Below are 11460 nucleotides of genomic sequence, written 5' to 3' on the forward strand. Positions count from 1 at the left end.
AATAAATACCGGGCACGAGAATATGTCAAGAACTAACCTGGAAAGCAACCTCAGTTCCGCACAATCGGTCGGCGAAAAATTGCTTATTCTTCTGAAAAAGCATGGCCCGATGCAGGCATCCGAAGCCGGGGAGCATCTGGGCACCACCGGGGAAGCCGCCCGTCAGCAGTTTACCAAACTGGCCCGGGACGGCATGGTTGAGGCACATTCCGAATGCCGGGGGGTTGGTCGTCCGGTGCAGCGCTGGCATCTGACCGCGCTGGGCAATAAACGCTTTCCTGACAGCCATGCGGAGCTGACCGTCAAAATCCTGACCACTATCCGCCGCGAACTCGGCGAGGATGCTATCGGCAAAATTATTACCGCCCGTGAAAACGAAGCCCGCCGCGACTATTTTGATAAACTTCAGGGTGCGGAAACCCTGGAAGAACGCATTATCCGCCTCGTTGCCATCCGCACAGAGGAAGGCTATATGGCGCAGTGGGAAAAAGAACCGGAAGGAAGCTGGCTGATTATTGAAAACCACTGCCCTATCTGCTCCGCTGCCCGCATGTGTCAGGGATTCTGCCGCGCCGAGCTGGAACTCTTTCAGACAGTTTTAAATGCAAGTGTGGAACGGGTCGAATATTTACTCACGGATTCTCGCCGCTGCGTATATCGTGTGATACAACAGGAAGATTAACCATTTCAGTTAATCACTAAAAGGAAAGAGGTCACACAATGAAAATTTCCGCACGTAACCAGCTCACCGGTAAAGTCTCCCGCATTGTTGCCGGTGTTGTTAATAATGAAGTGGAATTAACACTTGAGCATGGTGAAATTCTGACAACCGTCATCACCAAAGAGAGCTGTGACGTATTAGGGATCCGCGAAGGGAAAGACGCTGTCGCGATTATTAAAGCACCGTGGGTGGTACTGGCAAATCCGGATTGCGGTCTGCGTTTTTCCGCCCGTAATCAGTTCCGCGGTAAAATCAGCAAAATGGTCAATGGTGCGGTCAACAGCACAATTCACCTGAGAACCGAAAAAGGTCTGCCGCTGACAGCCGTTATTACCAATGAAAGCCGCGATGAAATGGAATTACATGAAGGTAATGACATTGTCGCACTGATAAAAGCCTCCAGCGTCATTTTAGCCACTAAAGCCTGATGACAGAAGGCCGTATAACAGGCTGGTCAGTTTCTTAACTGACCAGCATTATCTTGTGAGCAAACTGTTTTATGATCAGAAAGGCAGCTGCTCCGGTACGGCTGCCCCGGAAAAGACGGTATCGTAGCTGTTCGTCAGATGTCCGATATCATATGCTATCTTTTCTTTATCTGTCAGTCTGGCAGACAATACGGTACCGGCAGGGCCTAACGCAATTAAAAACAGATCAATATTCTCTTTCATCAGGCACTGTTCAGTTAACTGGTCGATATCGTCATAAGCATTCTTGTTTTTTGACCAGATAACATCTTTATTCTTTATATTAGACAGTAAGTAGTGTTCGGTATTCAGACGTGAATCTTTGCCCGTCACAATACAAACATTTTTTCCTTCCCATAGTTCCATCCAGGCATCAGCCAGTTCTTGACCACACTGATAAAATCCCTCCGGACGACTGACAAACGAGTCACCGTATACCGGCTGATCAATAAAAAATTTACAGATAAACCAGTAGTTCACCCAGAAATCCTGCCAGAATTTGACTTCTGATCCATAACCAGGCATACAAACAAGTGTATTACGCTTTCCGGAACAAATACTCCGCAATTCATACATCAGTTTTTTATCCGAACTCTGATAATAAATACCGAGTTCCAGCATCAGCATCAGCTCACCATCACCAAACCGGCTGATCCCGCATTTATTTTCTTTCATCCATCTCATCGTTTCCAGAACGGATAAACGTTTTCCCCTGAAGAAATGGTACGTATCATCCAGTACTTTCGCTACCCGACTCTGGTATAAATGCGATTCAATCTTTTTGCTGAGTTCATTCTGTTTTACGGCATAGAAATCAACAGAGATGTCATTATAAAAACCGATAATATCCCTGGCTATCCCGCGGACAATGGAGACAGTATCTGTTTCATCCAGCGGGATCCGGCTGAATTCATATTTTTTATTCCGGCCATCATAAATTAATGTTTTATAATCAAAATCATGTTTGAGGCTTTTCTTAAAAAGATCCAGAGAGCCATAATCCCTGAATGCCAGCCAGACATTTCCCCTTGAATCGACATCGAGTGCAACTTTAAATGCCCCGGTTTCAATCTCCACAAAGGCGATCTCCCGGCTATATATTTTTGCATTTTTAACATAATAGCTGGGAAATTTATCCTTATTAAATTCACTGACAAAATTTTCCAAATCAATTTTCATGCCTTAAATCCCTTTTGACGAAAATTAAAACAGTCCCTCATCCCGCAAAATATGTTTGTCCCCTCTGCGGCGGGTAAAACCGGTTCTGTCAAAAAACTCCAGAATCTGTACGGCCAGCTTACGCCCCATGCCGTATTTATCCCTGAATTGTGCCGCACCGATACCTGCTTCATGTGACTGATTATATTCACGGATAACCTGCGCAAATTCCGTGATTTGTGACCGGTGATAATAGCGGTCAGGCACAATCGCCATAATATGACCCAGCTGTGCGGCTTTTTTCAGAAACTGACGGGCAGTTGTTTCATCAATACCGAGTTTGACGGCCAGATCACGAACCCACCACGGTTCCTGCTGAAACAGTGGTTCCGCACTGTGCCAGAGCGTGCCCTGAGCCGGGTCGAAGGCCAGACCGAATCCCGGCAGATGGAGCCAGCCCCGGGTTCTGACAATCTGCTTTTCATTCAGTAATTGTGCAATAACCGGAAATACGATGGAATCAGAAAGCACCGGTAATGCCATCCGTTTCAGCCGGTCACGGCCGACGCCCATCTGATCGCTGTGTGACTGATGATAATCCGCCAGGGTGGCCAGCAGAATGGCTTTTGCCGTTTCAACCCGTTGTGCCGAAAGGGCATAACCGTCATTGATCAACAGATTCAGCCCGGCGGTACATTCCGTCAGTTTTTCTGCTGTCAGCTGCCGCGCCCAGGCAAACACCGGCAGAAAAACCTCCCCGCGCGGCAGTTCGCACAGCAGAACATCACGATCATTCTGTGCCGCTGCCCGTTCTGATAACCATGCCAGAAATTCCGGACGACGTTTTCCGCGTCGCGGAGAGGATAAATTCAGTACCCGGGCACCCGCCAGTGTGCGCTGCGCACTGATATCGCGCAGGATCAGCCGGTCTTCTTCCGCCAGCCAGAGCGGGGTATCAAGGGTGATTTCCGCCAGCAGCGGACGGATGTTATCCTCACTCAGGAGGGAGACCCGCCCGGTGATATGACTGGCACCGTGGTGAATATGCACCGGCTGCCAGCTTTTCAGACCTTCATCTGTTTCAATTTCCGCCAGAATGCGGTGTGCGGACTGCACCGGTTTTTCGCTCAGCAGCCAGTCGCCGCGGGAAACCGTCTCTTTGCTGACATCCCCGCTCAGATTGATCGCCACGCGATCACCGGCCTGCGCCTGTTCCTGCTGACGGTTCTGGGCATGAATGCCGCGCACACGGACAGATTTATCGCTGCCGGTCACCCATAATGTGTCGCCGGTGCTGACACGCCCGGCAAGCGCAGTACCGGTTACCACCAGCCCCGCCCCTTTGACACTGAAAACACGGTCAATCGCCATCCGGAAACGTTTTTCTGTCCGGCTGTCTGAGGATTGCTGCTGATGATGCAGACGCAGGTGCGCCCGCAGTGCATCCAGCCCTTCGCCGGTATGGGATGAGGTGACAAACACCGGGCTTTCCGGCCAGCCGTCAGATAACAGCAGCTCTGTGATTTGCTGCCGGACTTCCTCAACCCGCTCCGCCGGAACGCGATCGGCTTTGGTCAGCACCACCGAGATCTGCGGGCGTCCTGCCAGACGCAGAATCGCCAAATGCTCGCGGGTTTGTGCCATCACCCCATCGTCACAGGCAATAATCAGCAGGATATGGCGGATCCCGCCGATACCCGCCAGCATATTGCCGAGAAACTTTTCATGGCCCGGCACATCGACAAAGCCGATCACGGTATCATCTTCCTGCGGCCAGTAAGCGTAGCCAAGGTCGATGGTCATTCCGCGTTTTTTCTCTTCCGGCAGATGGGTGGTATCCACACCGGTAACAGCCTGAATAAGTGCCGTTTTTCCGTGGTCAACATGGCCGGCTGTAGCAAAAATCATGGTAACAGTGCCTGTAAAAGTCGGTTTTCATCTTCAAGGCAACGCAGATCCCACCACAGACGCCCGTCACTCACCCGCCCGATCACCGGAATGGTCAGCTGACGGTGAGAGTGCGTCAGAGTGGCTAAGGCGCTGCCTTTTCCGTTTTGCGGGGTAAACGTCACTGCCCAGCCGGGCAGGCGTTCCACCGGCAGGGATCCGCTGCCAATCTGCGAGGAGCAGGGCTCTGTGCGGATCACCCATTCATCACCGTAATATGCCTGAATTTTCGGCACAAGCCGTTGTGCCATATCATAAATATCGTCAGCAGACCGGGTCAGCAGGCGCAGTGACGGCAGTGTCTGTGCCAGTTTTTCCGGACGGCGGTACAGACGCAGCGTGGCATCCAGCGCCGCCAGGGTCATTTTATCTGCCCGCAGAGCACGTTTGAGCGGATGACGCTGTATCGCCTCAATCCACGCTTTTTTGCCGAGAATAATCCCTGCCTGCGGCCCGCCGAGCAGTTTATCGCCGGAGAAAGTCACAATATCAATGCCCTGCGCCAGATAGCGCTGCGGCATCGGCTCTTCCGGCAGTCCCCACTGCGTCATATCAATCAGCGCACCGCTGCCGAGATCAATCACCGACGGGATAGCCAGTTCCCGGCCGAGTGCCGCCAGTTCCTGTCCGGAGACCTCCGCCGTAAAACCTTCAATATGATAATTGCTGGTGTGGACTTTCATCAGCAGCGCGGTCTGCTCACTGACGGCATTTTTATAATCATGCAGATGGGTCCGGTTCGTGGTACCGACCTCAACCAGACGGCAGCCCGCCTGACTCATCACTTCCGGTACACGGAAGGCACCGCCGATTTCCACCAGTTCACCACGGGAAACAATCACTTCCCGCCCGGCCGCCATCGTCGCCAGCACCAGCAATACTGCCGCCGCATTATTATTGACGATACAGGCCGCTTCCGCACCGGTCAGCTGACACAGGCGCTCCGCAACAATGCTGTCGCGGTGACCGCGCCCGGCATCATCAAGGGAATATTCGAGCGTGACCGGCCAGCGCATGGCATTGGTCACCGCCTCAATGGCGGCTTCCGCCTGTAATGCCCGGCCGAGATTGGTGTGCAGCACGGTACCGGTCAGGTTAATGACCGGCCGCAGTGCTTCCCGCTCGCTGTCCAGACGGCGGGACAGTTCATCCGCCCAGCAATCGTGCCAGTCCGGCAGCTGCTGCCGCTCACGGATCGCGTCACGTGCATCATCCTGCATCTCCCGCAGCATACTGACGATACAGGTCTGTCCGTACTGTTCTGTCAGTGCGGCAACCGGTGTTTCATGTAATAACCCGTCAATGGCAGGTATCTGACTGTATAATGCACGTTCGTTCATAGCGGACTCACTTCACTGACTTATTCGTTCGGGAACAGGAACGGGTTGATACTGCTGCGGGCAAAACCTTCTTCTTCCATCCGGGCATCCAGGATCAGGGTTGCCAGGTCATCCGCCACGGTATCCACTTTCGCGTCTTTTTCCTGTGACAGGATTTTCAGGTAACTGCCGCAATCACCACAGCTTTCTGCTTTCACCGCCGCCTGTTCACTTTCCAGTGACCAGTAATTCAGATCACGGGTCTGCTCGCAGTTAGTACACTTAATACGAACCACATGCCATTCGGTTTCACATAATCCGCAGTGCAGATAACGCAATCCCTGCGTGGTGCCGATCTGGATCACGCCGGAGACCGGCATCGCTGCACAGACCGGGCAGAACTGGCGGTGTTCGCCGTGCTCTTCACGGCCTTTGCCCGGGATCATCGACGCCATCTGCGCCCAGTACAGGGATAACGCTGCCCAGATAAACACGGACTTATCCGGGGATACAGCAGAAAATTCCTGATTAAACAACGCTGTTGCCATATCTTCCAGCTCATTTTCAGAGGCTTTGTCCAGGTTTTCCAGGGTCGGACGGGCATGATCCGGCGCGACCGGCAGCAGCTCGGCGATAATGCTTTTCAGCAGTTTGCGCCAGTGTTCCGTGCGCTGAAAGGTGCGGCAGTCGAGCAGGGCTTTGCCCGGCATATTGGCGGCCATCAGGGCATCCATATCCATTTCAAGCGGATTGTCATACAGGGCTTTCTGCTGGGCGCGGGTGATTTCCGCCGCAAATTCCAGGTAATCCGCAAACGGGTTATCTTTGGCCAGCTCATCAAAACGTTCGGCGCGGCGCTGATACAGATTCTTCAGATTAGGAAACAGCACGGCCGGGATAAAGCCAATCCCTTTTTCATTTTTCTGAGCCTGTCCCAGCTCTTCTTTGGATACAATTCGGATACTCATGATATTGCTCTTCTTCTGATATGGAGAGGATAAGCCGGTCCGGCAAGTAAAACCCTATTATGAACCGGCTGCCTTAAAATGTCGAAAAGGCAGGGAGATCCCTGCCTTCTGAATAGTCACACAAGAAGATTAAAAACGGTCACTGACCTTTTTTATCCTCTTCGCGCTCTTTTGCCACAATCTGACGGTACCAGCGCGGGTGATGTTTCTTCGCCCAGCCGCGCGTTACCCAGCCTTCCGTCATCGCACGCACTGATCCTTTCACCCAGATTGCCGCATACGCGTGAACAATAATGGTGATAATCAGCCCGATAGCAGAAATTGAGTGTACCAGCAGCGCAATGCGGATCACCGGAATGGAGAAATACTCCGCAAAGTAAGGACGCCAGATAACAATACCGCTCAGCAACAGCAGGAACAGGCAGATACTGGCTGCCCAGTACACCCCTTTCTGACCGAGGTTATACTGACCGACATCACCGGCTTCCTCATTTTTCATGATTTTGCCGATCTGCTTCGCCCACTCGATATCATCACGGTTGATAAAGTTGTGTTTAAAGTAACGGAAAAACATAAACACAAACAGTAAGAACATCACCACACCGGTAAACGGATGCAGCAGACGTGATAACTGCGGGGTACCCAGAATGTTCATAAACCAGTTAAGCGACGGGAAGAAAAACCCGAGCCCGCTGATGGCCGTGAACAGAAAACAAATGACCACAGCCCAGTGATTGATACGCGCAATGGGTTTGTGGCGGATAATTTTTTCGCGATCATCCTGTTGCATTATTTCTGCTCCTCCTGACCTGCTGATTGCTCAGTCTTTGCCGGAACATCCTGAATATCTTTCAGGGCCTCTTCTTCCTCACGTTTTGATACCCGGTTCGGACCGATACCCACGTAATGGAAGATTGCCGCCGCAAAGGTCGCCGCAAAGCCGACTGCGGCCAGTGGTTTCCATGCACCTTTCCAGAATTTCACCGCAGCACTGATTTCCGGGTTCTCCGGCAGGCCGTGATATAACTGCGGCTTATCAGCGTGGTGCAGCACATACATCACGTGCGTACCGCCGACACCCTGCGGATCATACAGACCGGCTTTGGCATAACCACGGCTTTGCAGCTCAGTCACACGATCACCGGCCAGCGCTTTCATATCCTCTTTCGAGCCGAAATGAATCGCGCCTGTCGGACAGGTTTTCACACACGCCGGTTCCTGACCCACATCCACGCGGTCAACACACAGTGTGCATTTATAAGCGCGGTTATCTTCTTCGTTGATACGCGGCACATTAAACGGACAGCCCGCGATACAGTAACCGCAGCCGATGCAGTGCTCTGACTGGAAGTCAACAATCCCGTTGGCATACTGAATAATCGCACCTTCCGCCGGGCAGGCTTTCAGACAGCCCGGGTCCGCGCAGTGCATACAGCCGTCTTTACGGATCAGCCACTCAAATTTGCCGTTCTCTTCCACTTCAGAGAAACGCATGACAGTCCATGACTTGGCGGTCAAATCCTGCGGGTTGTCATACACCCCCACGTTGGTACCGATTTTGTCACGGATGTCATTCCACTCCGAACAGGCCACCTGACAGGCTTTACAGCCGATACAGGTGGTCACGTCAATCAGCTTCGCCACTTCTTCCTTAAAATCCCGCACCTGAGGTGCGGGGGTCAGGGAATTGGTGGCAGAGCGACGAATAATGTCCTGTGATTGCATTGACATAATTTATCTCCTTACACCTTTTCCACATTAACCAGGAAGGCTTTAAATTCAGGCGTCTGGGTGTTCGCATCCCCGACAAACGGTGTCAGTGTGTTGGTGATAAAGCCTTTCACCGCCACACCCTCAAAGCCCCAGTGAATCGGAATACCGATGGTATCCACTTTCTGACCATTCACATCCAGCGTCCGGATGCGTTTGGTCACCACTGCTTTGGCTTTGATATAGCCGCGTTTGGAACTGACTTTTACCGTATCACCCTGGGAAATCCCCTTCTCATTCGCAAGACGCTCACCAATTTCGATAAACTGCTGCGGCTGAATAATGGCATTTAACAGTGCATGTTTGGTCCAGTAGTGGAAATGCTCCGTCAGGCGGTACGTTGTACCGACATACGGGAATTCTGCTGCTTTACCCATCTGCGCCCAGTCGTCCTTAAAGATACGGGCTGCCGGGTTGGAGACCACATCCGGGTGCAGCGGGTTAGTGCCGAGCGGGGTTTCAATCGGCTCGTAGTGCTCAGGGAACGGCCCTTCTGCCATCTTGTCGATAGCAAACAGGCGGCCCATCCCTTCCGGCTGCATGATAAACGGCCCGACATCCGAATCCGGCGCGGCGTTGCTGTAGTCCGGCACATCCATACCGATCCACTTGCTGCCGTTCCACTCCAGAATCTGGCGTTTCGGATCCCACGGTTTACCCGCCGGGTCCGCAGACGCACGGTTATAAATGACACGGCGGTTCAGCGGCCATGCCCACGCCCAGCCGAGAGTGTTACCCAGCCCGGTCGGGTCAGCGTTATCGCGGCGCGCCATCTGGTTACCCTGTGGTGTCCAGCTGCCGGCGAAAATCCAGCATCCGCTTGCCGTGGTACCATCATCACGCAACTGTGCGAAGGAGGTGAGCTGCTCGCCTTTCTTCACAATCACATTGCCGTCAGCATCTTTCAGATCCACCAGCGCCAGACCGTTACTCTCCTGCGCGACTTCTTCCGGGGTCGGATTATCGCGGTCGAAGTAGTTCCAGGTCATGTTCAGCACCTGCTCCGGCACCTTACCGCCTTCCGCTTCATACAGCTTACGGACACGGTGGAAAATACCGGAGAGGATTTCGCCGTCACTGATAGCTTCGCCCGGGGCATCCGCGCCTTTCCAGTGCCACTGTAACCAGCGGGCGGAGTTAACGATAGAACCGTTCTCTTCCGCGAAACAGCAGGACGGCAGACGGAACACCGTGGTCTGAATCTGAGACGGATCCACATCGTTCATCTCGCCGTGGTTCTGCCAGAAGTTCGATGTTTCGGTATTCAGCGGGTCAACGGTGATCAGGAACTTCAGTTTTGAAAGCGCCTTCACCACTTTGTTTTTATTCGGGAATGAGGCTAACGGGTTAAAGCCCTGGCAGATATAGCCATTCACTTCCCCTTTATCCATCATGTCGAAATAACGCAGGACGTCGTAACCTTTGTCCCACTTCGGCAGCCAGTCAAAGCCCCAGTTATTCTCTTTCTGCGCTTTGTCACCGTAGAAGGTTTTCATCAGACTGACAAAGAACTTCGGATAGTTGCCCCAGTAGTTGACCTGGCCCGGCACCGTTGGTTTTGGTGTATTGGCAGCCAGATAACTGTCCAGTGTTGTCTGTTTGTCAGACGGCAGCGTCAGGTAGCCCGGCAGGCTCTGTGACAGCAGACCCAGGTCAGTTAAGCCCTGAATATTAGAGTGACCGCGCAGTGCGTTCACGCCGCCGCCCAGCATCCCCATGTTACCCAGCAGCAGCTGGATCATGGCCATGGTACGGATGTTCTGTGCGCCGACAGTATGCTGTGTCCAGCCCAGTGCATACAGGAATGAGGCGGTTTTATCTTTCGCGCAGGTTTCGCCGATATATTCACAGACTTTCAGGAAGTCGTCTTTCGGCGTCCCGCAGATATTGGTCACCACATCCGGGGTATAGCGGCTGACGTGCTCTCTCAGTAAATTCCAGACACAACGCGGATGCTGCAATGTGGTGTCGCGTTTAGCGAAACCATTTTCATCCAGCTCGTAGTTCCAGGTGGTTTTATCGTACTGACGTTTTTCCGCATCATAGCCGCTGAACAAGCCATTATCGAACGCGTAATCTTCACGCACGATCAGGCTGGCGTTGGTGTACGCCTCAACATATTCACGGTTGATTTTTTCATTTTCCATCAGGTATTTAATGACACCTGACAGGAACGCAATATCGGTACCGGAACGGATAGGCGTGTAGAAATCCGCCACAGCCGCAGTACGGGTAAAGCGCGGGTCAATCACGATCAGTTTGGCATTGTTATGGATTTTGGCTTCCATCGCCCAGCGGAACCCGACAGGGTGAGCTTCCGCAGCGTTTCCGCCCATCACAACAATAAGGTTGGCATTTTTAATATCAACCCAGTGGTTGGTCATGGCACCGCGACCAAATGTCGGAGCAAGACTTGCTACCGTAGGTCCGTGTCAGACACGCGCCTGGTTATCCACGGCAAGCATGCCGAGGGCGCGGGAAAATTTCTGGGTGACAAAGCCGGTTTCGTTACTGGCGGCAGACGCGCATAACATCCCGGTGGTTAACCAGCGGTTGACGGTCACGCCATCGCTGTTTTTTTCAATAAAGTTACTGTCGCGGTCATCTTTGACCAGGCGGGCGATACGATCAAACGCCTCATTCCACGAGATACGTTTCCACTCGTTGGTACCCGGCTCGCGGACTTCAGGGTATTTAAGGCGGCTTTCGCTGTGGATAAAATCAATCAGACCTGCGCCTTTCGGACACAATGCGCCACGGTTTACCGGATGATCCGGATCCCCTTCAATGTGGAAAACAGATTCTTTGGCGTTTTTTGCCCCGTCACCCAGACTGTACATTAACAGCCCGCAGCCAACGGAACAGTATGTGCAGGTATTACGGGTTTCACGCGCACGCAACAGCTTATACTGACGTGAACCGGCAATGGCGACCGCCGGGGCAAACCCCAGAGCCGCTGCCGTTGTACCCGCCATACCGCCAGCGCAGATCTTAAAGAACTGCCTTCTGCTGACTTGCATGGAGATCTCCTTATTACATTGCTCTTATGCCGCTGCAGGATAAACCACAGCGAACTTTCTTTTTATCCGCACAGTGGTACGTGCGATCAG

At 52.7% G+C, this 11460-nt stretch carries 9 protein-coding genes; 2 read left to right on the plus strand and 7 right to left on the minus strand.

Annotation, left to right across the window (positions count from 1 at the left end; translation table 11 throughout):
* Positions 1-22: 22 nt before the first annotated feature.
* Positions 23-682, plus strand: coding sequence for a metalloregulator ArsR/SmtB family transcription factor (locus ACF8OF_RS02025; RefSeq protein WP_262859840.1), 660 nt, complete (start codon positions 23-25; stop codon positions 680-682).
* Positions 683-720: 38 nt separating this feature from the next.
* Positions 721-1149 (plus strand): molybdopterin-binding protein, encoded by a 429-nt coding sequence (locus ACF8OF_RS02030; protein WP_392495560.1) that lies wholly within the window; start codon positions 721-723, stop codon positions 1147-1149.
* A 75-nt stretch (positions 1150-1224) separates the two neighbouring features.
* Here ACF8OF_RS02030 and ACF8OF_RS02035 read toward each other — a convergent pair whose 3' ends face one another.
* From ACF8OF_RS02035 to fdnG, 7 genes are all read right to left on the minus strand, one after another.
* The gene (locus ACF8OF_RS02035) at positions 1225-2367 is read right to left on the minus strand and encodes a GT-D fold domain-containing glycosyltransferase (protein ID WP_392495561.1); all 1143 of its coding nucleotides are present in this window, start codon (positions 2365-2367) and stop codon (positions 1225-1227) included.
* Between the two features lie 24 nt (positions 2368-2391).
* Positions 2392-4254 carry a selenocysteine-specific translation elongation factor gene (gene selB / locus ACF8OF_RS02040; protein WP_262859843.1) on the minus strand — a complete coding sequence of 621 codons (1863 nt, stop codon included), beginning with the start codon at positions 4252-4254 and terminating at the stop codon, positions 2392-2394.
* The gene (gene selA, locus ACF8OF_RS02045; protein WP_392495562.1) at positions 4251-5633 is read right to left on the minus strand and encodes an L-seryl-tRNA(Sec) selenium transferase; all 1383 of its coding nucleotides are present in this window, start codon (positions 5631-5633) and stop codon (positions 4251-4253) included. Before selA ends, selB begins: the two co-directional genes overlap by 4 nt.
* Before the next feature lie 20 nt (positions 5634-5653).
* The gene (gene fdhE / locus ACF8OF_RS02050; RefSeq protein WP_004240168.1) at positions 5654-6580 is read right to left on the minus strand and encodes a formate dehydrogenase accessory protein FdhE; all 927 of its coding nucleotides are present in this window, start codon (positions 6578-6580) and stop codon (positions 5654-5656) included.
* A gap of 139 nt (positions 6581-6719) precedes the next feature.
* Positions 6720-7370, minus strand: a complete 651-nt coding sequence (gene fdoI / locus ACF8OF_RS02055) for a formate dehydrogenase cytochrome b556 subunit (protein WP_004236693.1) — start codon at positions 7368-7370, stop codon at positions 6720-6722.
* Positions 7370-8311: a formate dehydrogenase subunit beta gene (fdxH, locus tag ACF8OF_RS02060; RefSeq protein ID WP_025153666.1), complete on the minus strand. Its 942-nt coding sequence runs from the start codon at positions 8309-8311 to the stop codon at positions 7370-7372. The genes fdoI and fdxH overlap by 1 nt, the downstream gene beginning before the upstream one ends.
* 11 nt (positions 8312-8322) lie before the next feature.
* Complete coding sequence (fdnG, locus tag ACF8OF_RS02065; protein WP_392495564.1) at positions 8323-11370, minus strand: formate dehydrogenase-N subunit alpha; 3048 nt, start codon at positions 11368-11370, stop codon at positions 8323-8325.
* Between the last annotated feature and the right edge of the window lie 90 nt (positions 11371-11460).

Origin of the sequence: Morganella sp. TYF_1 (genome assembly GCF_043105645.1) — a bacterium.
Lineage (GTDB): Bacteria > Pseudomonadota > Gammaproteobacteria > Enterobacterales > Enterobacteriaceae > Morganella > Morganella morganii_B.

Coding starts and splice junctions, on each gene's coding strand:
- ACF8OF_RS02025 (WP_262859840.1), top strand. CDS start 23: ATGTCAAGAACTAACCTGGAAAGCAACCTCAGTTCCGCACAATCGGTC.
- ACF8OF_RS02030 (WP_392495560.1), top strand. CDS start 721: ATGAAAATTTCCGCACGTAACCAGCTCACCGGTAAAGTCTCCCGCATT.
- ACF8OF_RS02035 (WP_392495561.1), bottom strand. CDS start 2,367: ATGAAAATTGATTTGGAAAATTTTGTCAGTGAATTTAATAAGGATAAA.
- selB (WP_262859843.1), bottom strand. CDS start 4,254: ATGATTTTTGCTACAGCCGGCCATGTTGACCACGGAAAAACGGCACTT.
- selA (WP_392495562.1), bottom strand. CDS start 5,633: ATGAACGAACGTGCATTATACAGTCAGATACCTGCCATTGACGGGTTA.
- fdhE (WP_004240168.1), bottom strand. CDS start 6,580: ATGAGTATCCGAATTGTATCCAAAGAAGAGCTGGGACAGGCTCAGAAA.
- fdoI (WP_004236693.1), bottom strand. CDS start 7,370: ATGCAACAGGATGATCGCGAAAAAATTATCCGCCACAAACCCATTGCG.
- fdxH (WP_025153666.1), bottom strand. CDS start 8,311: ATGTCAATGCAATCACAGGACATTATTCGTCGCTCTGCCACCAATTCC.